General features: G+C 44.1%; 18 protein-coding genes, 1 tRNA gene and 2 pseudogenes. All 21 read left to right on the forward strand.

What is annotated here, in order from left to right:
• Nucleotides 1-38: 38 nt before the first annotated feature.
• Nucleotides 39-1,073: a heat-inducible transcriptional repressor HrcA gene (hrcA, locus tag J1C77_RS02110; RefSeq protein WP_042763211.1), complete on the forward strand. Its 1,035-nt coding sequence runs from the start codon at nt 39-41 to the stop codon at nt 1,071-1,073.
• Nucleotides 1,074-1,108: 35 nt separating this feature from the next.
• The gene (gene grpE / locus J1C77_RS02115) at nt 1,109-1,645 is read left to right on the forward strand and encodes a nucleotide exchange factor GrpE (RefSeq protein WP_002905347.1); all 537 of its coding nucleotides are present in this window, start codon (nt 1,109-1,111) and stop codon (nt 1,643-1,645) included.
• A gap of 15 nt (nt 1,646-1,660) precedes the next feature.
• Nucleotides 1,661-2,053, forward strand: coding sequence for a hypothetical protein (locus tag J1C77_RS02120; protein WP_002922287.1), 393 nt, complete (start codon nt 1,661-1,663; stop codon nt 2,051-2,053).
• 124 nt (nt 2,054-2,177) lie between these two features.
• A complete protein-coding gene (gene dnaK, locus J1C77_RS02125) occupies nt 2,178-4,007 on the forward strand; it encodes a molecular chaperone DnaK (protein ID WP_002922286.1) in 1,830 nt (609 codons plus the stop codon).
• A 227-nt stretch (nt 4,008-4,234) separates the two neighbouring features.
• Nucleotides 4,235-4,867 carry a DJ-1/PfpI family protein gene (locus J1C77_RS02130; RefSeq protein ID WP_002922285.1) on the forward strand — a complete coding sequence of 211 codons (633 nt, stop codon included), beginning with the start codon at nt 4,235-4,237 and terminating at the stop codon, nt 4,865-4,867.
• A 198-nt stretch (nt 4,868-5,065) separates the two neighbouring features.
• A complete protein-coding gene (gene dnaJ, locus J1C77_RS02135) occupies nt 5,066-6,199 on the forward strand; it encodes a molecular chaperone DnaJ (RefSeq protein ID WP_002905343.1) in 1,134 nt (377 codons plus the stop codon).
• 320 nt (nt 6,200-6,519) lie between these two features.
• Nucleotides 6,520-12,252 (forward strand): ZmpA/ZmpB/ZmpC family metallo-endopeptidase, encoded by a 5,733-nt coding sequence (locus J1C77_RS02140; protein WP_002922282.1) that lies wholly within the window; start codon nt 6,520-6,522, stop codon nt 12,250-12,252.
• A gap of 256 nt (nt 12,253-12,508) precedes the next feature.
• Nucleotides 12,509-13,258: a tRNA pseudouridine(38-40) synthase TruA gene (gene truA, locus J1C77_RS02145; RefSeq protein WP_002905341.1), complete on the forward strand. Its 750-nt coding sequence runs from the start codon at nt 12,509-12,511 to the stop codon at nt 13,256-13,258.
• Entirely contained in the window at nt 13,248-14,009 is a 762-nt protein-coding gene (locus J1C77_RS02150) for a bifunctional hydroxymethylpyrimidine kinase/phosphomethylpyrimidine kinase (RefSeq protein WP_002922273.1), read from the forward strand. The genes truA and J1C77_RS02150 overlap by 11 nt, the downstream gene beginning before the upstream one ends.
• Complete coding sequence (locus J1C77_RS02155; RefSeq protein ID WP_002898943.1) at nt 13,999-14,481, forward strand: ECF transporter S component; 483 nt, start codon at nt 13,999-14,001, stop codon at nt 14,479-14,481. Before J1C77_RS02150 ends, J1C77_RS02155 begins: the two co-directional genes overlap by 11 nt.
• Before the next feature lie 12 nt (nt 14,482-14,493).
• Entirely contained in the window at nt 14,494-15,057 is a 564-nt protein-coding gene (locus tag J1C77_RS02160; RefSeq protein ID WP_002898942.1) for a TIGR01440 family protein, read from the forward strand.
• A 79-nt stretch (nt 15,058-15,136) separates the two neighbouring features.
• Nucleotides 15,137-16,420: a trigger factor gene (gene tig / locus J1C77_RS02165; RefSeq protein ID WP_002922272.1), complete on the forward strand. Its 1,284-nt coding sequence runs from the start codon at nt 15,137-15,139 to the stop codon at nt 16,418-16,420.
• A 185-nt stretch (nt 16,421-16,605) separates the two neighbouring features.
• A complete protein-coding gene (gene rpoE, locus J1C77_RS02170) occupies nt 16,606-17,196 on the forward strand; it encodes a DNA-directed RNA polymerase subunit delta (RefSeq protein ID WP_002898937.1) in 591 nt (196 codons plus the stop codon).
• A 120-nt stretch (nt 17,197-17,316) separates the two neighbouring features.
• Nucleotides 17,317-18,000 carry a B3/B4 domain-containing protein gene (locus J1C77_RS02175; protein WP_002922268.1) on the forward strand — a complete coding sequence of 228 codons (684 nt, stop codon included), beginning with the start codon at nt 17,317-17,319 and terminating at the stop codon, nt 17,998-18,000.
• Between the two features lie 195 nt (nt 18,001-18,195).
• The gene (locus tag J1C77_RS02180) at nt 18,196-18,897 is read left to right on the forward strand and encodes an ABC transporter ATP-binding protein (protein ID WP_042763006.1); all 702 of its coding nucleotides are present in this window, start codon (nt 18,196-18,198) and stop codon (nt 18,895-18,897) included.
• 1 nt (nt 18,898) lies between these two features.
• A pseudogene (locus J1C77_RS02185) lies at nt 18,899-20,610 on the forward strand (FtsX-like permease family protein).
• Nucleotides 20,611-20,650: 40 nt separating this feature from the next.
• Nucleotides 20,651-20,737 (forward strand): annotated as a pseudogene (locus J1C77_RS02190) (B3/B4 domain-containing protein); the annotation flags it as partial.
• A 198-nt stretch (nt 20,738-20,935) separates the two neighbouring features.
• Nucleotides 20,936-22,549 carry a CTP synthase gene (locus J1C77_RS02195; RefSeq protein ID WP_002922263.1) on the forward strand — a complete coding sequence of 538 codons (1,614 nt, stop codon included), beginning with the start codon at nt 20,936-20,938 and terminating at the stop codon, nt 22,547-22,549.
• A gap of 70 nt (nt 22,550-22,619) precedes the next feature.
• On the forward strand, nt 22,620-23,030 hold the full coding sequence (locus J1C77_RS02200; RefSeq protein WP_002913977.1) for a GyrI-like domain-containing protein: 411 nt from the start codon (nt 22,620-22,622) through the stop codon (nt 23,028-23,030).
• A gap of 144 nt (nt 23,031-23,174) precedes the next feature.
• Nucleotides 23,175-23,260: transfer RNA gene (locus J1C77_RS02205), tRNA-Leu, on the forward strand.
• Nucleotides 23,261-23,437: 177 nt separating this feature from the next.
• Nucleotides 23,438-24,319, forward strand: a complete 882-nt coding sequence (locus J1C77_RS02210) for a class II fructose-bisphosphate aldolase (protein ID WP_002905307.1) — start codon at nt 23,438-23,440, stop codon at nt 24,317-24,319.
• The last annotated feature ends 56 nt before the right edge of the window (nt 24,320-24,375 follow it).

Raw genomic sequence — 24,375 nt, forward strand, 5'->3', positions numbered from 1 at the left:
TGCTAATTGACAGCAGAATCTTGATTGGAGGTGATGCCGTGGTCACGGAGCGTCAAAATGAGATTTTGAATTTGATTATTGATATCTTTACCAAGACTCACGAGCCGGTCGGCTCCAAAGCCCTGCAGGATTCTATCAATTCCAGCAGTGCCACCATCCGAAACGATATGGCGGCTTTGGAAAAGCAGGGGCTTCTTGAAAAGGCGCATACTTCCAGCGGCCGTAAGCCTAGCGTGGCTGGTTTTCAATACTTTGTCAAGCATTCTCTGTCCTTTGATCGTCTCGCTGAGAATGAACTTTATGAGGTTATCAAGGCCTTTGACCATGAGTTTTTCAACTTGGAGGACATTCTTCAACAGGCAGCGGACCTTTTGACCAAGCTCAGTGGATGTACGGTTGTTGCACTGGATGTAGAACCCAGTCGGCAGCGTTTGACAGCTTTTGACATCGTTGTGCTAAGTCAGCACACGGCTCTGGCGGTCTTCACCCTGGATGAGTCCAATACCATCACTAGTCAGTTTATGATTCCGCGCAACTTCCTAAGAGAAGACCTTGATAGGCTTAAAGGCCTAGTAAGGGAACGGTTCTTGGGACAGACAGTGCTGGACATCCATTACAAGATTCGGACGGAAATTCCGCAGATTATCCAGCGCTATTTCACTACGACGGACAATGTCATCCAGCTCTTTGAGCATATCTTTGGTGATATTTTCAAGGAAAATGTGATTCTGTCTGGCAAGGTTCAGCTCTTGGAATTCTCAGATCTGACGGCCTATCAGTTTTTTGATGACCCGCAGAAAGTAGCATTTGAAATTCGCGATAGTTTGGCTGAAGATCAGATGCAAAGCGTGCGCGTGGCAGACAGTAGAGAAAGCTGTTTGGCTGATTTGACACTAATTTCCAGCAAATTCCTGATCCCTTATCGAGGCTTCGGAGTGTTGGCAGTTGTCGGTCCGGTCAACCTTGACTACCAGCGACTGGTCAGTCAGATGAATGTCGTTAACCGCGTGCTGACTATGAAACTAACCGACTTCTATCGTTACCTTAGCAGTAATCACTACGAAGTCCACTAAATATAGTATAAATATTCCTAAAAAGGAGGTGCCTTGTGGCAAAACATAAACAAGAAGAACATCCAGAAGATGTAGAAGTAAAAGAGGAAGCTGTAGAAACAGCTGAGCAAGCTGAATCAGCAAGCCCTGAAAAATCAGAATTAGAACTAGCTAATGAGCGGGCAGAAGATTTTGAAAACAAATATCTCCGCGCTCATGCAGAAATGCAGAACATCCAGCGCCGAGCAAATGAAGAACGCCAGCAGCTGCAAAGATACCGCAGCCAGGACTTGGCAAAAGCTATTTTGCCTTCGATAGATAATCTGGAGCGCGCGCTTGCCGTTGAAGGTCTGACAGATGATGTCAAAAAGGGGCTGGAAATGGTGCAGGAAAGCTTGATTCATGCTCTCAAAGAAGAGGGCATCGAAGAAATTCCAGCTGACGGAGCTTTTGACCATAACTATCACATGGCCATTCAAACAGTTCCAGCTGATGATGAGCACCCAGCTGACACTATAGCGCAGGTCTTCCAAAAAGGCTACAAACTTCATGACCGTATCCTGCGCCCAGCAATGGTAGTGGTGTACAATTAGAGAGGGATAGGATAGATGGAACAAATAAATTTATTAATCCAATTGGTAAAGGAATATGGATTAGTAACAGTAATAGTGCTAGTAGCAGTAGTGTTACTATGGTTAGTGATTGTTTATCCAGTTTTACGACTTTTTTGGGGTTTCTTAAAAAATCTTTTTACAACTAGAAAACGAGCTTCAAAAAACAATTGGAATTATCAAAGTCAGGAAACAGTTTTTAAGTTTGAACGAACTGAGAAAAAAAGGCTGGAATATTTTGAAGGGCTTGAACAATGGGATGAAATCATTCTAAATGGCGGCAGTGTTTATGAAATTAATCATAAAACTTATCCAAATAGAACTTTAAAACAGAAAATTTTGGAGTGGGATAAAGTGGAGATTGTTATTACATTGACCCCTAAAAAATAAGAACTTGTCCGAAACGACAATAAACTATGAAGAAAGAAAACATTCGTTTAGCTTTGCTTCTAACGAGTGAAGCGAACCAAAGAAGAGTATCAAAAATAAAATTAAAGTAAAAAGAGGTAAAAACATGTCTAAAATTATCGGTATTGACTTAGGTACAACAAACTCAGCAGTTGCAGTTCTTGAAGGAACTGAAAGCAAAATCATTGCAAATCCAGAAGGAAATCGTACAACACCATCTGTAGTGTCATTCAAAAATGGTGAAATCATCGTTGGTGATGCGGCAAAACGTCAAGCAGTAACAAATCCAGATACAATCATTTCCATCAAATCAAAAATGGGAACATCTGAAAAAGTAGCTGCCAATGGCAAAGAATACACTCCGCAAGAAATCTCAGCTATGATTCTGCAATACTTGAAAGGCTATGCAGAAGAGTACCTTGGTGAAAAAGTAACCAAAGCGGTTATCACAGTGCCAGCTTACTTTAACGATGCACAACGTCAAGCGACTAAAGATGCTGGTAAAATCGCTGGTCTTGAAGTAGAACGTATCGTCAACGAACCAACTGCAGCAGCCCTTGCTTACGGTCTTGATAAACAAGATAAAGAAGAAAAAATCTTGGTCTTTGACTTGGGTGGTGGTACCTTCGACGTTTCAATCCTTGAGTTGGGTGATGGTGTCTTTGATGTATTGGCAACTGCTGGTGACAACAAACTTGGTGGTGATGACTTTGACCAAAAGATTATCGACCACATGGTGGCTGAGTTCAAGAAAGAGAACGGCATCGACTTGTCAAATGATAAGATGGCGCTTCAACGCTTGAAAGATGCAGCTGAAAAGGCTAAGAAAGACCTTTCAGGTGTGACTTCTACTCAAATCAGCTTGCCGTTTATCACAGCTGGCGACGCTGGACCTCTCCACTTGGAAATGACTTTGACTCGTGCTAAATTCGACGATTTGACTCGTGACTTGGTAGAGCGCACTAAAGAACCAGTTCGTCGTGCTCTTTCTGATGCAGGCTTGAGCTTGTCAGAAATCGATGAAGTAATCTTGGTTGGTGGTTCAACTCGTATCCCGGCTGTTGTAGAAGCTGTTAAGGCTGAAACTGGTAAGGAACCAAACAAATCAGTGAACCCTGACGAAGTAGTTGCTATGGGTGCTGCTATCCAAGGTGGTGTTATCACTGGTGATGTTAAAGACGTTGTCCTTCTTGACGTAACACCATTGTCACTTGGTATCGAAACAATGGGTGGTGTCTTCACTAAGCTGATTGACCGCAACACAACGATCCCAACTTCTAAATCACAAGTCTTCTCAACTGCGGCAGACAATCAACCAGCCGTTGATATCCATGTTCTTCAAGGTGAACGTCCAATGGCAGCAGATAACAAGACTCTGGGGCGCTTCCAATTGACAGATATCCCAGCAGCTCCTCGTGGAATCCCTCAAATCGAAGTAACCTTTGACATCGATAAGAACGGTATCGTATCTGTTAAGGCTAAAGACCTTGGAACTCAAAAAGAACAACACATTGTTATCCAATCTAACAGCGGCCTGACTGACGAAGAAATCGACCGCATGATGAAGGATGCAGAAGCGAATGCTGAAGCAGATAAGAAACGTAAAGAAGAAGTTGACCTTCGTAACGAAGTTGACCAAGCTATCTTTGCGACTGAAAAGACTATCAAGGAAACAGAAGGCAAAGGCTTCGACGCAGAGCGTGACGCTGCCCAAGCTGCTCTTGATGAACTTAAGAAAGCGCAAGAAGATAATAACTTGGACGACATGAAAGCGAAATTGGAAGCTCTCAACGAAAAAGCTCAAGCGTTGGCAGTGAAACTCTATGAACAAGCTGCTGCGGCTCAACAAACCCAAGCAGGAGCAGAAGGAGCTGAAAACGCGGGCTCAACTAAAGCAGACGACGATGTTGTAGACGGAGAGTTTACTGAAAAATAGGCGGTGAGACAGAACTAAAAATTGAAAGTTTTTAGTTCGTAGTCGAACCCCCGCGAGGATGATTAGGATTTTTGGGAGTCTGAAAGACGAACCTAAAATCCAATCAGCTACCGCGTCAAAAATTTTTCGAAAAATATTGTTTTGAAAATTTCACGTCGTAATGATAGGAAGAAATCCAGAGGTTGCAACCCAGCCTCTGTTTTTCGCTAAACTAGAGGGTGACGCTCATGAAGAAAGTGCTCTGTTTAATTTATCCTAATTTCTCACTTTATGAAGTAGTTGGTCTGACCAGTACTTTAGCTCTATCTTTTGGTGTTGAGGTTGATTATGCTAGTTCAGATAGAAATGTTATAAGAACGGAAGATGGGCTTCCTTGTCAACCTACTAGAATACTGGATGAAGTAGTTATCGAAGACTATTCTTGTGTCATTTTGCCAGGAATGATAAATATCGTCCCTGCTTTGCATGATGAAAAATTGATTTCTTTCCTAAAAAGTTTGAAGCAGCAAGAAGTTTTAATTGCAGCTATTTCATCAGCACCCATTTTATTGGCGAAAGCAGGTTTGTTGAAGGACGCTAAATTTACTGGTGGGATTTGGCAAAACTTCTTTGACTATTTTGAATTTCTTCCACGGGAGAATTTCAAAGCTCAAGCGGTCCTGCAAAATAAGAACATCATTACGGCTGTTGGCTTTGCACATCAAGCGTTTGCGAGAAAAGTGCTTCTTAGTCTAGGTTTGGTAGATAATGCTGACAACTATTTTAAAGAACGGAATCAATATTCGGAAGAGGACTTGATATTCACTTTATCAGAAGAAGAGTTTGCTGAAATGAAGCATGAATTTGAAAATACCCTCTGATCAATATTTTCTAAAATTTAAAGAAAGGAACATGGGTGTTCGCAACTGAACACGGGTTCCAAAAATTCTGACTCAATATAAAAGAAAGGAACTGAACCCGACCTAAATTCTCGGAAAAGAGAGAAATCTGTCTAGGAGCATCGCTCCGTCGCCTGATTTCCTATTTTTCAGTCGAATTTTACGGTCTTGGTATCTTACATGAACAATACAGAATATTACGACCGTCTAGGTGTCTCTAAGAATGCTTCTCAGGATGAGATCAAGAGAGCCTATCGGAAATTATCTAAAAAGTACCACCCCGACATTAATAAGGAAGCTGGGGCGGAGGACAAATATAAAGAAGTCCAAGAGGCTTATGAAACGCTGAGCGACGAGCAAAAGCGGGCAGCCTATGATCAATACGGTGCAGCGGGAGCTAATGGTGGCTTTGGCGGTGGTGCAGGCGGCTTCGGTGGCTTTGATGGCTCCGGCTTTGGCGGCTTCGAAGACATCTTCTCCAGCTTCTTTGGTGGTGGCGCTTCGCGTAATCCTAATGCTCCGCGCCAAGGGGATGATCTTCAGTATCGTGTAAATCTCCGCTTTGAAGAAGCGATTTTCGGAGCTGAGAAGGAAATCAAGTATAACCGCGAAGCGACTTGTCGTACCTGTGACGGGTCTGGTGCTAAGCCAGGAACTAGCCCTGTTACCTGTGGTCGCTGCCATGGCTCAGGTGTCATCAATGTTGATACCCAGACACCGCTTGGCATGATGCGTCGGCAAGTGACCTGTGATGTCTGTCATGGCCGAGGAAAAGAAATCAAAAGTCCTTGTGAAACCTGTCACGGAACGGGTCATGAAAAACAGGCTCACAGCGTTAAGGTGAAAATCCCAGCTGGTGTGGAAACTGGTCAGCAGGTCCGTCTGTCTGGTCAAGGTGAAGCAGGCTTTAATGGCGGCCCTTATGGTGATCTTTATGTTGTGGTCCAAGTTGAGCCGAGCGATAAGTTTGAGCGAGATGGCTCTACCATTTACTACAAGCTCAATCTCAACTTTGTCCAAGCAGCTCTTGGTGACAGCGTGGATATTCCAACTGTTCACGGGGATGTTGAGCTGAATATCCCAGAAGGAACACAGACTGGCAAGCGTTTCCGTCTGCGTGGTAAGGGAGCACCGAGTCTGCGTGGTGGAAGCATGGGTGACCAGTATGTTACTGTCAATGTTGTGACGCCGACCGGCCTCAACGACCGTCAAAAAGCAGCCCTCAAAGAATTTGCGGAAGCTGGCAATATCTCGGTCAATCCTAAGAAAAAAGGCTTCTTCGACAAAATGAAAGATGCCTTGGAAGATTTGTAATCATATAAAAAGGAGCAGCCTAATGCTGTTCTTTTTATGTTTTCTAGAAGGCTATTGGGCAAATGTAGTCAAAAAAGAGAGCAGCTCTGATCAGCCCTTTAATCAAAAGAAATTCACTATAAAAAGTGTAAAGAGATTTTCTCTATTTACTTTTATAAAAATTAATTGTTTTTTTAAGTAAAATCTATTGTAAAAATTTCCTAAAAGATATATGATAATACTATATGTATAAAACGCATCTTTTTAGCCTGCTGGGGAGTTGGCTAGAGAGATAATGGGAGATTAGCTTTATACATTTTAGGAAAAAGGGGATTTATAAAGTGAAACGTTTTGAAAAAGTGCAGGAGCGAATTCAGAAATATTCGATTCGCAAATTATCTGTCGGTGTGGGCTCAGTTGCCATTGCAGCTCTGATTTTTGGGAGCTCTTTGTCCAGTTCGACAGTTGCTGCAGATGAAGTAGGAGGCGGTGCGACTGCTCACTATAGCTATGTCGAAGAGCAAGAGCTAACAGAGCAGGAAAAAGGGCTGATTAAGAAAGGTCTGCCTGAAAATCTGCAAACAGGGGAAAATTATTACCTGATTTATCGGAAGCAAGATGGGCAAACTGTCTTGCCGAGTACAGGAAATACTGGTCAGCCGCTTCTCGGCTTATTTGCGGGAACTGCTATTTTGGCTGTCTTGGTATTCTCACGTAAGAAATCTGGTAAGTTACTAGGAGTGCTTTTGCTAGGTAGCTTGGGACAAACTGTGTTACAGTCTCCTCAAGCGTTTGCGCTAGAAAATCGGGAATTGCTTTCTTATAATCGTCAAGTTGCGGTTTCGTCAGCAGTCTCTGAAGCGGATGTGACCATTGCAGGCTATAACTATATCGGTTACTTTACCGCTTCTGATTTGCGTACTTTGACAGAGACCAAGCCGGCCTCTCTGCCATCTGGTCAAGAGGCTCAAGCGCAAGCAGAAGTGTCAGAAGCTGCAAAAGAGGATTCTGATTCTATTGATCGAGCTGCTCAGGCAGGGTTGCAGTATCAGCTGAATCCTGATGAAAGTGATTCTGGCCAGATAGGGAATCTTCCAACTCCAGCTCCAACTCCAAATCCTAGTCCAGCTCCTCAGCCGTCAAATCCACCTATAGAAACGGCAAAAGGGGAAAGTTTACAAGAACCTGCCTTGCCAGAGTACAGCGGCGCTGTGAACGGTGAGTCGCTAGTTCAAGCGGAAACTCCAGTCTATACTGCCCCAGTTGGTACAGTTGGAGACACGGCTCCGGTTGAGCCCGCCCTCCCAGAATACACAGGCGGAGTTAATGGCGAATCGCTAGTTCAAGCAGACAATCCAGTCTATGATGCTCCAGTAGCTACAGTTAGTGACGTGGCTCTGGTTGAGCCCGCCCTCCCAGAATATACGGGTGGTGTTAACGGCGAGTCGACAGTTCAAGCAGACAATCCAGTCTATGATGCGCCAGTAGGCACGGCAGGAGACATAGCTCCGGTCCAGCCAGCTTTACCAGAATACACAGGTGGCGTTAACGGCGAATCGACAGTTCAACCGGAACAGCCTAGTCTGCATACAGACATCAAGCTAGAAACGATTGAACCTCAAGTTGTCAACAAGACAGATGATAGCAAGTATCTTGATGAGGAGACCACTGTTGAAGGAACTCCAGGACAAAAAGAAATTGTAACCAGCTATGAAGTCTTGGACGGTAATCGCATATCAGAGCCACAAACAACTGAAAGAATCTTGCATGAAGCAGTTGATACAGTGGTCACTCGAGGTAGCAAGGCTCGCATCAATAAAGAAGAATTAAGCAAGCAGCTAGCTTTAGCAGCGGCTGTGGATCCTGCAGTTTACACTAATCAATCCTACCAGCAGCTGCAAGCAATTAAGAATATGGCTACAACGGTTTATCAAACTTCGTCAAGTCAAGATGAAGTAGATGCGGGTGTCAACCAACTTAAGCAGGCTTTGGCCGACTTATTGGCCCTTAAAGCAGCGCCAACTCTGACTGTTTCAGCGGTTAAGAAGGATGAATTGCAGAAGTCAGTTCAGGTCCAATACCAGCTGACAGACAGAGATCAAGCCTTTACCAGTGCTCATGTTCGTCTGAAGAAGGATGGCCAGCTGATAGCAGAGCAGAACTTGGCGGCAGGCCAGCTGACTGCCAGCTTCAGTGGTTTGGACTACTATACACCGTATAAGATTGAGACGACCCTGTCCTATGACTTAGGAAATGGCTCGGAAAGTCAGGAATTAGCTCAAGAGACAGTCCAGCTTGACCTAAAGAAGGTGGAACTCAAGTCCATCACTAATGTCGCTTTGATGAAGGTTGAAAATGGCCAGACAAAATTGATGCCTACTCTGGCTGAGAAACCAGAAAATCTGGACCAATATTACCTGCACTTTACATCCGACCAGTTTAAGGACACTGTCCTGCCGGTTACCTCTATTGAGGAAGTGGTCGTTGATAACCAGCCTGTCTTTAAGATCCAGGCTCAGCTGCCAGACTTGCTGCAAAGAAGCGCAACTGGTCTTCAAAACAGCTTTGATTTCTATCTGGAAAAGGCCAAGAAGCGTGAAGGAAATGTCTATTATGACTTCCAAGACCTCCTGGACGGTATCAAGGAAGATCCTTCTGGAACCTTTATTCTGGGCCGCAGTATCAGTGCCAAGCTGATTGACAAACCTGCCAACAGCAAGTCTTACCTGCAAGGTGAATTCAAAGGTCAGCTGATTGGGGGGCAAAATGGTGAGCGTCATGCGATTTTAGACTTAGCGCATCCTCTATTTGATACGATTACTGGCGGAACGGTCAAGGATATTGACTTTAAGCGAGTCAATATGGTTTATCCAGATTCGCAAGCGGGCGATACTATTGCGACAATTGCTGCCCGCTTGAAGAATAAAGGAGTAATCGAAAACGTCAATGTCCAAGGCTACTTGGAAGGAAGAGACCATATTGCCGGTCTGGTTAACAATATAGAAGGCCAATCTCGAGTTGAAAATGTTTCCTTTAAGGGTCAGATTAAGTCCAAGGGTGGAAACTCTGTTACAGCCGGTATCGCTGGAACCAACGCCATGTCCTTGGTAAGCCGAGCTTACGTCGAAGCAGATATTTGGGTCAAGAGTGGTCAAAATGCAGGTATGCTGGTCGCTCAAAACTTCACTAACTATTCAGGTGCAGGCTGGGGTAATTGGGGCAAGCTGACTCAGTCCGTTGCCAAAGGTAAGTTGGAGGATGCAGGCTCAAGAAATGCGGCTGGTATCGCTGCTTCCATTTGGCCGTATGGAACTATCAATGACACTGTCAGCTATGCCACAGTAGTGAACGGAAAAGAGCTCTTTAGCTCTGATAATGAGATTACCGATGCTTGGATGGGGCAAAAACTCCAAAACCTCTTTGGTGTTACGGGACACAGCTCTGGAACCAAGACAGGAAAAGATGCCAAGTTCCGTCGCTTGACAGAAGCTGAAGCGGAGCAAAAAGTCAAGAGCTATCGGATTACGGCTCTTGAACAAACCAGCGCCAATGAAGTAACGACTGAGAAGCTGAATGCTGCCATCCTGAGAACAAGTACTTATCAAGATAAGACAGGTTACAAGGCAGAAAATGAACAGCTTTATCAAAATCTAGAGCGCTTTATGCCTTTCTACAATCAAGAGTTCTTGATTCATGAAGCCAATAAGCTGGTGGATGCTGGTAAGGCGGGCGACCTGTTGACTAAGAAAGTTCTATCTGTTCAAGCGCTGAAGGGCAATCAGTTTGTTGCTGGCGGAACGGATGCGGATAAGATTTTGGTTCATTTTGAAGATGGAAGCAAGACTATCTACAATCTTCAAAATCAAGCACGATTTGAACAGACTGCTCTGCCGGAATATCAGATTGCAGAGCTTGGTACGGTCTATACTCCAAATCACTCAACCGCAGTCAAAGAAGACCTGCTGACTCAGCTGACTGAGAGCTTGAAGAGTTTTGAACTATACAGTGATGAAGTCTATCGTTCTGTTGGTCTGCCTAATGATAATGACAAGGTCAACAAAGTGAAGCGTCTCTTCTTGGATGAATCTCTGGCTGAGGTGAAAGCCAACTTGCAGGATATGCTTGGTAAGCTCCTGGCCAATGAATGGACAAGATTCCATGCAGACAATCCAGCAGCCAACGAAGCTATGAAAGCTAAAATCGAAGAGAATAAGACCGCTATCATGCTCGGTCTGACCTACCTCAACCGTTATTACGATCTCAAGTTTGGTGACTACAACCTCAAGGAGCTGGTGCTCTTCAAACCAGACTTCTATGGTGAAAAAGTGCCATTGCTGGATCGCTTGATTAAGATTGGTCGTTCGACAGAAAATCAACTGAAAGGGGCAGACAATGTCAATATGTTTGCACGTCAGTTGAAGGCTGAGTCCAAGTCTAGTGATTTGGTGGCTTACTTGGATTACAATCGTCGCCTGCTGACTGACTTTGCGGACATGGATTCATGGTTCAAGGATGCAACCCGAGGCTTTATTCAGTTTGAAGAACGCCAGTCAGAAGTCGAGGAGATTAAGTCTGCTAAGTATCGTGTCTTTGATAACCTCAACTCTGAATATTTCAGCAACTATATCCTTCCGCTGCTAACCTTGAAGAATACGCGCTTAGCTATTCTGTCAAACTATAGCACGATGGCCTTTGTCAACAGAGACAAGCGCCGCTCATGGTCTGATGAACGATTTAATGCGCGCATCAAGGAAGTAGCGACCCAGCATCGAAATCACGTAGACACTTGGTACAAACTGCTCTCAGATGATATCAAGTCCAGAATGGTCAAGCAAAATGTAACGGCTGTATGGGATGGTTTCGATGTCGAAGGACGTGGCTGGATTGATGTCAACGGAAATGATAATAAGGGCAATCCTTATGCACCATCCCGCGAGTTCTTCAACCTAGTTGGGGGCAGAGCTGGTGGCTGGTACAAGTCAAATGGCTATGGTGCCCATGCTGCCGGTTCAATCCGTGTGAACTTCGAAGCCTTTGACCTCTTGACGGAATATGGTGTATCCGTCTTCACGCACGAACTCACCCACGTCAATGACGGCTATATTTACCTGGGCGGACATGGCAGACGACAAGGTATCGGACCAGAAGGCTATGCCCAAGGGTTGCTCCAATCGCCTGTTCCTGGTCAGCCGGGCTGGGGTGCTCTGGGTCTCAATATGGCCTTTGATCGTCCAAATGATGGCAGTCTCATTTTCAATAGCTCGCCAAGTCTCTTCAAGAACCGAGCAGACATCGACCATTACATGAAGGGCTATAATGATACCCTCATGCTGCTGGATTACCTTGAAGGTCAAGCGGTAGTGGCTAAAGGAAATGAAGCCGCGGCTAAATGGTTCAAGAAAGTTGAACCGAGGGTTGTAGATGCTCGGACTCAATACGATGTTGTGAGAGAGTTGACGGCAGAGGAGAAAGCGGCCATGTCAGTCTCATCTGTAGAGGACTTGGTTGACCAAGGCTTGCTGTCTAACCGTGCGGTTGACAATCGAACTTATAACCCTGCTGACTATGACTCTAGTTACATTGCTATCGACTTTATGACAGGTATCTATGGTGGCGGCCAAAACAATACTGGAGCGCCAGGTGCCTTGATGTTCAAGCATAATACCTTCAGAATCTGGGGTTACTATGGCTATGAAAAAGGCTTTGTAAGCTATGCTTCCAATAAACACCGTAAGACAGCCAATGAGCAAGGGGTGACTGGTTTGAGCGATAACTTTATCATCAAGCAAATTTCTGAAGGCGAATTTGAAACCATGGAAGCCTTCAAGAAAGCTTACTTCAGAAAAGTTGTGGATAAAGCACAAACCTCAGGTATTAAGCCAGTGACTGTCAACGGAAAAGTCTATAGTACTTATGAAGAGCTGAAAGCTGGCTTTGCAGAAGCTGTTGACAAGGATCTGAAGAAGTCTCGTGTCGATGAACGGGCAACCAAGGACTTCAAGTATGCTGTCTTTACGCAGTTGCTCAAGAATACCAACAGCTTTATGGATGAAAACTCCATTTGGGGTTCCTAAGAAAAAGTGTTTAATTGCCTACATGAGTAGCTGCAAATAATGACCTTTAGCAATATGTGATCAACAACCCATTTGAATTAGCTCTGTTTGTGTCGTCACTGACAGTCTGATTCAGATGGGTTGTTATGTTGCATAACGGCAACAAACAGTATCGATTATCTCTAATTCTTATATGGTATTTTCATAAAAATCTGTCCCCAGACAGTTCCTGCTTTTAGGGCTTGCTGGGGGCTTTTTTTCCTGCTAAAATAAACACATGACACGATATAAAGCGATTATTTCCTATGATGGTTATGACTTTGCTGGCTTTCAGCGACAGCCCCATGCCAGAAGTGTTCAGGAAGAGATTGAAAAGACCCTGACCCGTATCAATAAAGGCCAGCCTGTGGTGATTCATGGAGCGGGCCGGACAGACAGTGGTGTTCACGCTCTGGGCCAGGTACTGCATTTTGATTTGCCTGAGGATCGTGATGAAGAGAAATTGCGTTTCGCCTTGGATACCCAGACGCCGGAAGATATTGATTTTATCAGTGTGGAGCAGGTATCGGAAGATTTTCACTCTCGCTACAATAAGCATAGCAAAACCTATGAATTTTTGGTGGACATCGGCCGGCCTAAAAATCCTATGATGCGCCATTATGCCACGCATTATCCTTATCCGTTGGAGCTGGGTCTGATAGAAGAAGCGATTGCTCAGTTAGAGGGGACGCATGATTTTACTGGATTTACGGCTTCGGGGACCAGTGTGGAAGACAAGGTTCGGACCATTACCGAGGCCAAGGTCCGCTATGATGCAGAGCGTAATTTTCTGGTCTTTACTTTTTCGGGCAATGGCTTTCTTTACAAGCAGATCCGCAATATGGTCGGTACCCTGCTTAAGATTGGAAACAAGCGCATGCCAGTGGAGCAGATTCAGAGGATATTAGCGGAGAAAGACCGTCATCTGGCAGGACCAACAGCTGGTCCAAACGGCCTTTATCTAAAGGAGATTCGTTATGAAGAATAAGTTGATTTTAGCCCTTTCAGGCAATGATATTTTCAGCGGTGGCGGACTGCACGCTGATTTGACTACCTATACAGTCAATGGTCTGCATGGGTTTGTAGCTGTGACTTGTCTGACGGCTATGACCGATAAGGGATTTGAGGTCATCCCAGTTGAGGAAGAGGTTTTTGCCCAGCAGTTATCCAGTCTCAAGGATGTTCCTTTTTCTGCTATTAAGATAGGGCTTTTACCCAATCTGGAAATAGCAGAGCAGGCATTGGCTTTTGTCAAGCAGCATGGGGATATACCAGTAGTCCTGGATCCTGTTTTGGTCTGCAAGGAAAATCATGATTTGGAAGTCAGTGCACTGAGAGAAGAAATCATCAAGTTTTTCCCTCATGTCAGCATCATCACGCCAAATCTGGCAGAAGCTCAGCTATTAACCCAAAAAGAAATCAAAAGTCTGGAGGATATGCAGGCTGCAGGAAAGGAGCTCCATGATTTGGGGGCCAAGCATGTGGTGGTTAAGGGCGGCAATCGCTTGAGCAAGGAGCGGGCGGTGGATGTTTACTATGACGGCCGAGATTTTGAGGTCATGGAATCGCCAGTGCTGGCCAGCAATAATACCGGGGCAGGCTGCACATTTGCTTCCAGCATTGCCAGTCAGCTGCTTCTAGGCAAGTCTCCGCTTGCAGCAGTTCAAATTTCTAAAGATTTTGTTTACCGAGCGATTCAGCGCTCGGATCAATATGGGGTAGTTCAGTATGAGAAATAATCAGGTTAAAAAATTAGTTATCTTAGCTTTCATCACAGCTCTATCTGTGGTTTTGGGGAATTTTTTAAAAATCCCAACTCCGACAGGCTTTTTGACACTGCTGGATGCAGGGATTTATTTTACAGCCTTCTACTTTGGCCGCAAGGAAGCGGCTATTGTCGGAGGCCTTTCAGGCTTTTTGATTGATATGATTGCCGGCTATCCTCAGTGGATGATTTTCAGTCTGATTTGCCACGGACTTCAGGGGTTCTTTGCTGGCTTTGAGGGCAAGAAACGCTACCTTGGGCTGGTCTTGGCCGCAGTGGCTATGGTCGGTGGCTATGCCCTCTTTGGTAGTATCATGAATGGTGTCGGGGCTGCCCTAGCCGAAATCTTAAGTAATTTTATGCAGAATGCATTTGGTTTAGCAGTCGGTTTTGCCCTCTACAAAGCCTTCCCAGAGAGTTTGAAAAAGACAGTCACAGTGAAATAAGTGAGGTGAGACATGGACTTAGCTAAGATTGGAGCAGACACTCGTCAGATTCTTCTAGACGTTTTGGACAAGGCTGCCTTGGTAGAGGGAGATATTTTTGTTCTGGGTCTATCCTCTAGTGAGGTTGTTGGAGGCCATATCGGTCAGAATTCCAGTCTGGAAGTCGGACAGGTCATTGTCAAAACCATACTGGATATCTTAGAAGAGAAGGGTATCTTTCTAGCAGTTCAGGGATGTGAGCATCTCAATCGGGCCCTCGTAGTCGAAAGAGCCTTGGCGAACAAGAAGGATTTGGAGATAGTCAATGTTCTGCCTACTCTTCATGCTGGAGGCAGCGGTCAGCTAGCGGCTTTCCAATACATGAAGGATCCTGTTGAAGTAGAGTTTATCGTTGCTCAGGCGGGGCTGGATATTGGCGATACTGCTATTGGCATGCATGTCAAGCATGTGCAGATTCCTATCCGACCGATTCTCAAGGAATTGGGAGCTGCCCATGTCACAGCTTTAGCCAGCCGTCCCAAGCTAATTGGCGGCGCCAGAGCGGCCTATACAGAGGATAAAATCAGGAAGGGATAAAAGGAAAAATAATTTTGAAAAAAACTCTAATTATGCTATAATGGGTTGTATTCAATAAATTTTAAGGAGAAATGACAGAATGTCTGTATCATTTGAAAACAAAGAAACAAATCGCGGTCTTTTGACTTTTAGCATCAGTCAAGAGAAAATCAAGCCAGCCTTGGACCGTGTATTTAACTCAGTAAAAAAAGATATTGCTGTACCAGGTTTCCGTAAAGGTCGCCTTCCACGTGCTATCTTCAACCAACGTTTTGGTGAAGAAGCCCTCTACCAAGATGCTTTGAACGCTCTTCTTCCAGAAGCATACGAAGCGGCTGTTAAAGAAGCAGGTATCGAAGTAGTTGCTCAGCCTCAGTTTGATGTAGAGTCTATGGAAAAAGGTCAAGACTGGGTTATCAAAGCTGAAGTAGTCACTAAGCCAGAAGTTAAGCTGGGTGCTTACAAAGACTTGGAAGTAACTGTTGAAGCTACTAAAGAAGTGACTGACGCTGAAGTAGATGAGCGCATTGAGCGTGAGCGCAACAACTTGGCTGAGTTGGTTCTCAAAGAAGGTCCAGCAGCAGACGGTGATACAGTTGTGATTGACTTTGTTGGTTCTGTTGACGGCGTTGAATTTGACGGCGGCAAGGGCGACAACTTCTCACTTGGACTGGGCAGCGGTCAATTCATCCCAGGATTTGAAGAGCAGTTGGTTGGCCACAGTGCAGGTGAAACAGTGGACGTTGTCGTAACCTTCCCAGAAGACTACCAAGCAGAAGACTTGGCAGGCAAGGAAGCTAAGTTTGTGACAACTATTCACGAAGTTAAAGAAAAAGAAGTTCCAGCATTGGACGATGAACTTGCAAAAGATATCGACGAAGAAGTTGAAACTCTTGACGAGCTGAAAGAAAAGTACCGCAAAGAATTGTCAGAAGCTAAGGAAACTGCTTATAAGGATGCGGTAGAAGCAGTAGCTATTGATCAAGCAGTAGCAAACGCTGAAATCGTTGACTTGCCAGCAGAAATGATCCACGAAGAAGTACACCGCGCTGTTAATGAATTCTTGGGCAACATGCAACGCCAAGGAATCTCACCTGACATGTACTTCCAAATCACTGGCACTACTCAGGAAGACCTGCACAAGCAATACGAAGCAGATGCTGAGTCACGCACTAAGACAAACCTTGTCGTAGAAGCAGTTGCTAAGGCAGAAGGTTTTGAATCTAGCGCAGAAGAAATCGAAGCAGAAGTAACTTCATTGGCTTCAGACTACAACATGGAAGTAGAACGTGTTCGCCAATTGCTGTCAGAAGATATGCTGAAACACGACATTGCTATCAAGAAAGCTGTTGAAGTGATTACAAGCACTGCGAAAGTGAAATAAGCTTCATCATTCAAAACGAGATCATTTGAAACTAGTGTACAGATGCACTAGTTTCTTTTTGTACTTGTTCCGTGATTTTTCCTGGATTTTCTTTTGACGAAAATAGAAATTTATCGTACAATAGAAAGTAGCGAAAAATTGCAAGAGGGCGACAAGCCTTTACTTAATCTTAAAGGAGATCAACTTTGGAATTAGAAGTATTTGCTGGACAGGAAAAAAGTGAGCTTTCTATGATTGAAGTGGCGCGTGCCATTTTGGAAGCCCGCGGCCGCGACCATGAGATGTATTTTAATGATCTGGTCAATGAAATTCAAAACTATCTGGAAAAATCAAACAGTGAGATTCGTGATGCTCTGCCTTTATTCTACACAGAACTCAATGTAGACGGCAGCTTTATTCCGCTGGGAGATAATAAATGGGGCCTGCGTTCATGGTATGCCATCGACGAAGTGGATGAAGAAATCATCGCCTTGGAAGAGACTGATGAGGACGACGCACCTAAGAAACGTAAGAAGAAACGCGTCAATGCCTTTATGGATGGCGACGAGGATGCCATTGACTACAGCGATGACGATCCAGAAGATGAGGACGGCTACGAAGCAGATCCAGCTCTCTCATACGATGAGGAAAATCCAGACGATGAGAAGAATGAAGTGGAAGCTTATGATGCTGAAATCAACGAAATCGCTCCAGATGATCTAGGTGAAGAAGTCGAACTCAACGAAGAAGATGACGACTACTCTGATGAAGATACGGAGACTGAAGAGGAAGAATAAATCAACCAAAAGAAACAAGGGACGAAATCCCTTGTTTCTTTTAATATTCCTTGAAATATAAGTTCGGAAGGTGTAGAATACTAATAAAATTTAATAAAGAATAGATGGAGGAAGACTGCTATGAAATTTGTCATTGATAAGAGTCTGGGTGAACTAGGCATAAAAAGTGTTGCTATCGGGATTGCCAAGAATGTTAATCCGCATGCAGAACTGTCTCCTTCATTTCTAAAAAAGAAAAAGGAAATGGAAGACTGGGCTCTGGAATGTGACTTGGATGAGGTGCTTGAGTCGTCAGTGGTTCAAGGTTATGTGGAAATACTGCAGCGCGTAGGTCGCAGTGTCAAGAAAAATCCTCCGACGGTTCCTGCTCTGATTCGCAATATCCAGCACCGAGGCTCGCTCCCTCGTATTAATAGCATTATTGATATTTATAATGTCGAAGCCCTACATTCTCTACTGGCTATTGGTGGGCATGATTTTGATAAGATTGAAGATCAGATAGAATTCACCGTAAGCCAAAAGGAAGATGTCTTTCTGCCTATTTTGTCCAAGGAGAAGCATGTTGCCAAGACGGACTATGTCTATCGGGATGCCAAAGGCATTTTGGCTTGGCTGGATGTCCGTGACAGCGAGTATTATAAGTTTGATGAGGAGACCAAGGATGCCATTTTCATCATTCAGGGGAATGCCAATACCTCTGTCGAAATGCGTCTGGAAGCCTTGGAACGAATCCGACACGATTTAGCAGAGTGTATGCCTGATGTAGAATTTGAAACACATGTCATCAGTATTGAGGAAAATTAACTGGAATAGGCTTTCCAATTTTGATTTTCACTGACTAGCAGCTTCCTGTTTTTAGGGAGCTTTTTTGCATGCTTTTGATTTCTTTTGTCAGAGTCGTGGTTGAAATAATGAGAAATGAGCACAGTTTGCTTTTCTGAAAATAGGAGACATTACTCAATAAAAAATGGTATAATAAACAAAGAAAAGGAGCGTGCGATGACAGAAACACTATTAGAAGCTAAATCAATCAGCAAAAAATATGAGGATGAGTATGTCCTGCAAAATACGGATTTAAAAATTAATCAGGGGCAGTTTGTAGCAATCTTGGGTCACAGTGGCTCAGGAAAGTCAACGATGCTGAATATCCTATCTTCTCTACTGAGACCAAGTTCAGGACAGGTCTTATACAAAGGAAAGGAGATAGGTCAGCTGAGCAAATCGGCAGTGGCCAAGTTTAGGAGAGAAGACATTGGTTTGGTCTTTCAGCACTATATGCTAATTCCTAATCTGACAATGGAGGAGAATATTCAGATGGGCAGCAAGTATGCCGCTGAGGCAGCGGACCTAGAAGAATTGGCTTCGCTATTGGGGATTGAGAAACTTTTGAACAAATATCCTCATCAGCTGTCGGGCGGTGAGCAACAGAGGGTCTGCATTGCCAGAGCTGTGATCAAGAAACCAACTATTTTGTTTTGTGATGAGGCGACAGGCGCTTTGGACAGCGAAAATAGTAAGAACATTATTGTTTTATTGCATGCTATCAAGCAAACCTACGGGACCAGTATCCTTTTTACGACACATAATCGAGAAATTGCCAGAACAGCAGATCGAATACTGATCTTAGAAGATGGCCGTATTGTTAGGGACGACATGAATATGGAGAAGCTGTCGCCGGATCAAATGAGTTGGGAGATTTAATATGGATTTGCTATTTAAATATCTATCCAGAGACTTTTTTGCTAAGAGGACAATGGTGGCCATTCTATCTCTGATTATAATCTTCACTTCCTTTATGTACTTCTTCGTTCATTTCGCGATTGATGCCAATTTACTTCGTTTAGGTGGAGAGCAATTATCAGGCAATGAGGCTAATTATTTCACAGCTTTGAAAAGTAATCAACTCTTAATCAGAAACATTACTGTCGCCATGGTAGCCATTTTCTCCCTCATTTTGTTCTTATTCATCAGAGGGACGCTTCAAAGAAATCGAGTACAGCTAGCCCAGCTGATGTCCCTTGGCTTTTCTTTCTCCAGTGTGCTGGCAAGCTATGCGCTATTAATCTGCGGGTTATCCTTGATCAGTTCCTTGATTGGCTTAGTCTTGGGTTTCTGGGGATCCGATATCCTACTTTCTGCTAATAGCCAGACCTATCTCGTTCAAGGGTTGAGTAAAGGACTTTCTCTGCAGTCGGTTATGACGGGAATCCTCTTCCTAAGTCTTTTCTTAGGAGCTCTTACTTATTTGGCAGGACTGACAGTGAGAAAGACAGACCTTGCTCTAATGATGAAACAGACTGACGGAAAAAGCATCCGTCCTGGTTTGATGGAGAAGCTGATTCAAAAGCTGCCAATGAAGCATAAATTCAAATTTAAGCTAACTCTAAATCATTTCAGCACCTTGGGGCTCTTGTTGATTGCTATCGTTACGTTTAGCATCATGTTCGTCTTAAGCCTGTCTCTTACTTTTAGCTCCTCTAAAATCCTTGAATCTCAGAGGGAAGGCCGGCACTATTCTTATGAGGTCAGCTATGATAACTACCGAAAGGAGGAGGCTGAGTCAGCTTCAGATTCAGATTCTGTAACCTATCTGAGATACGATGTTGATCTAAAGATAAAAGGCGAAGCTATAGCCTATCAGGCCCTTTCGCTTACAAGCCAAAATGACTTGTTTCAGCTGATTGGCAGTAAGGGAGAAATTCTAGATCCCACACAAGGTGTCTTTGTAAACCCTGAATTGCGGGAGAATTATGGTCTTAAAGTTGGGGATACTCTAGAGTTAAGAGTAAAGGGAAAGCGGCATCTGATAAAGATAGCTGGATTTGCGGAGAATGCTGATTTAAAGACAATATATATTCCCAAAGACCAAGCATCCGCCATGGTAGATGAGACTCATGATATTTTTAATGGTAGATTGACCAATAAGCCTCAAGAAAAAGGTGAAGGAAAAGTTCGCTCCCTAGAGGAAAAATTATCAGCTGTACAAAGAAGTCAGACCGCCAACAAAGCAAGTGCTATTATCAACCAAAGTATCGGTGTCATAACGGGATGTTTATTGATTTACTTAGCAGTGTTTATCGGCTTGAATGGTAATATGAAGACTCTATTGATGTTTGATTTACTAGGATATGAGGAGAGAGAGGTTTATCGTATCCTGCTTAACCCCTACATTGTGATCAGCAATCTACTTTTCTTGCTCACTCTGCCTGTGGCCATCTATGCTGCAAGGAATGTCCAGATTATGACTTCTCTTCAGACAGGGGACTATATGCCATTCCAGCTCAACTGGATTACCTTTGTTTATATGTTTGTTATCTTGAATGCCCTGTGTTTTATTATTAGATTTTTATTTATTCAAAAGGTAAAAAAATCAGGGATGATAATCGGCAGGCAGAATTCTTATCAGAATGGTGAGAAACAGCATGAAGATTTTTAAGATAAGAAGTCGGACATCTTGAAAGGAATCCGACACGATTTAGCAGAGTGCATGCCCGATGTAGAATTCGAAACACATGTCATCAGTATTAGTGAAAATGGATGAAAACCGAATGAAATCATTTGACAATTTTTTAGGTTTGCGATATCATACTGTTCGGGCACCTCTTTTAGAGGTCAGAGCTTCCTGTTTCCAGGGAGCTATTTTTCTTTTTCAGACAGATTACGGAAAATCCTCCTCTAGATAAGATTCCAGCAACTGTGATGCTTGCTGGAACGAATTGTTTTATGAAAAGGAGCACGTATGTCAACTAAATATATTTTTGTCACCGGTGGCGTAGTTTCATCTATCGGGAAAGGGATTGTGGCAGCTAGCTTGGGGCGGCTTTTGAAGAATCGCGGTCTCAAGGTTACGATTCAGAAATTTGACCCTTATATCAATATTGATCCTGGTACCATGAGCCCTTACCAGCATGGGGAAGTGTTTGTCACAGATGATGGAGCCGAGACGGATCTGGATTTGGGGCATTATGAGCGTTTTATTGACATTAATCTCAATAAATACTCCAATGTCACCACTGGTAAAATCTATAGCGAAGTCCTGCGCAAGGAGCGTAAAGGCGAGTATTTGGGAGCGACGGTCCAAGTCATTCCGCATATTACGGATGCTCTCAAGGACAAGATCAAGCGGGCAGCACGGACGACGGACTCGGATGTAATTATTACAGAGGTCGGTGGTACAGTGGGCGACATCGAGTCTCTTCCTTTCTTAGAAGCTTTGCGCCAGATGAAGGCGGATGTCGGTGCAGACAATGTCATGTATATCCATACAACTCTCCTGCCCTATCTCAAGGCAGCCGGAGAAATGAAGACCAAGCCGACTCAGCATTCTGTCAAAGAGCTGCGCGGTCTGGGGATTCAGCCTAATATGCTGGTCATCCGGACAGAGAAGCCAGCTGGACAAAATATCAAAAACAAACTGGCTCAATTCTGTGATGTGGCGCCGGAGGCGGTCATTGAGTCGCTAGATGTGGAGCATCTTTACCAAATTCCTCTTAATTTGCAGGCGCAAAAGATGGACCAAATCGTCTGCGACCATCTGAAGCTGGATGTGCCGGCAGCGGATATGACGGAATGGTCAGCTATGGTAGAGAAAGTGATGAGTCTGGAAAAGCAGGTTCGTATTGCTCTGGTCGGCAAGTATGTTGAGTTGCCAGATGCCTATATTTCAGTTGTTGAAGCGCTCAAGCATGCCGGTTATGCCAATGATGCAGAGGTTAAGATTAACTGGATCGATGCGAATCAGGTAACTGCTGAAAATGCAGCAGAGCTTCTTGGAAGTGCGGATGGGATTATTGTTCCGGGCGGCTTTGGTCAGAGAGGAACTGAGGGGAAGATTCAGGCAATCCGCTATGCGCGTGAGCAGGATGTGCCTATGTTGGGGATTTGTTTGGGCATGCAGTTAACCTGTGTCGAATTCGCCCGTCATGTCCTAGGATTGGCAGATGCCAACTCAGCGGAGCTCAATCCAGACACACCGTATCCGATTATTGACCTCATGCGTGATCAGATTGATGTCGAAGACTTGGGTGGAACGCTGAGATTGGGGCTCTATCCTTCTAAACTTAAGAGTGGCTCTAAGGCAGCAGCGGCTTACGACTATCAAGAAGTCGTGCAGCGCCGTCACCGTCATCGCTATGAGTTTAACAATGCTTTCCGCGAGCAGTTTGAGGCAGCTGGATTTGTATTTTCAGGAGTTTCACCAGACAATCGCTTGGTCGAAATAGTGGAAATCCCAGAAAATAAATTCTTCGTAGCCTGTCAGTATCACCCAGAGCTTTCTAGCCGACCGAACCGACCTGAAGGTCTTTATACAGCCTTTGTCACAGCAGCGGTAGAAAAGAGCTCGGATAGATAGACTTGCTTTGTCTGACCTAAGCGACTTTTTTAGAGAAATGTTATAATAAAAAACAAAAGGAGGGAAGAAGATGTTTCTAAACATTTTAGCTAGTATTCGTACTAATAATTTTCAAGATGAGCATTGTATAGAAAAAATCCAGGCTCTCTGGCAGGAACAAGAGGAAGCGGTGAAAGAAGCTTTTGCCCAAGGGGAACCGGTTTATGCTGTCTATCATGACTATGCTAGTGATTACAAAGGAGACTACAGCCTCTCTATCTGTCGTTTGACAGATGGGGACGTCTATGATTTTGATACATCCGAGCAGACCTATCAAGTATTTGAAGCGGATAAGGAAGATACGCAAGCGATTCTTCATGCTTGGCAGAGGATTTGGCAGGCAGAAGAAACAGGTGAGCTTCATCGGGACTACACTATTGACTTTGAAAAATACGATCCCGACCAAACGGTGGCTGTCTTTATTGCGACTCAACAACCTTGAGTTTTCGGTGTTCCTTCCTTAGCTTCATTTTCGCTTAGATTTCCTAGATTTGCTGATTGAGTAGAAAGTTGATTTTTTGAAATAAAGTCAAAAATTTTCTTGACAAGCCTTAGCTGTCCTGTTATACTAGTAAGGTACTCAATCGCGGGGATGGCGGAATTGGCAGACGCGCAGGACTAAGGATCCTGTGACCGCTTTAGGTCGTGAGGGTTCAAGTCCCTCTCTCCGCATCAAGTAAGCTGACTTCGGTCAGCTTTTTCTTTTTCCACTAGAGACGCTTAAAAAGGCTGAGTGTCTCCCTGTAATTCTTTAAAATTTCAGGAAAAACTAGCAATTTTAGTGAAAAAGTGATAAAATAAACAATGTAAGTGGTTTAACCACAAAAAATAAGAGGAGGCCTGATAAGAATGGCAATCGTTTCAGCAGAAAAATTTGTCCAAGCAGCTCGTGACAATGGTTACGCAGTTGGTGGATTCAACACAAACAACCTTGAGTGGACTCAAGCTATCCTGCGTGCGGCAGAAGCAAAGAAAGCACCAGTGCTTATCCAAACTTCAATGGGTGCTGCTAAATACATGGGTGGCTACAAAGTTGCTCGTAACTTGATCGCTAACCTTGTAGAATCAATGGGCATCACTGTACCAGTTGCGATTCACTTGGACCATGGTCACTACGAAGATGCACTTGAGTGTATCGAAGTTGGTTACACTTCTATCATGTTTGATGGTTCACACCTTCCAGTAGAAGAAAACCTTAAATTGGCTAAAGATGTTGTTGAAAAAGCACACGCTAAAGGTATCTCAGTAGAAGCTGAAGTTGGTACTATCGGTGGTGAAGAAGACGGTATCATCGGTAAAGGTGAATTGGCTCCAATCGAAGACGCTAAAGCGATGGTTGAAACTGGAATCGACTTCTTGGCAGCAGGTATCGGTAACATCCACGGTCCATACCCAGCAAACTGGGAAGGTCTTGACCTTGACCACTTGAAGAAATTGACAGAAGCTCTTCCAGGCTTCCCAATCGTATTGCACGGTGGTTCAGGTATTCCTGATGACCAAATCCAAGCAGCTATCAAACTTGGTGTTGCGAAAGTTAACGTTAACACTGAATGCCAAATCGCATTCGCTAACGCAACTCGTGCATTCGCTCGTGACTACGAAGCAAACGAAGCAGAATACGACAAGAAGAAACTCTTCGACCCACGCAAATTCTTGGCTGACGGTGTAAAAGCTATCCAAGCATCAGTTGAAGAACGTATCGACGTATTCGGTTCAGAAGGTAAAGCATAAGAAGCTTGATATATTTTTAAAAAAGTTTATCCGAAAGGATAAGCTTTTTTGTATTA

It is taken from the genome of Streptococcus sanguinis (assembly GCF_050223295.1).
GTDB classification, from domain to species: Bacteria; Bacillota; Bacilli; order Lactobacillales; family Streptococcaceae; genus Streptococcus; species Streptococcus sanguinis_X.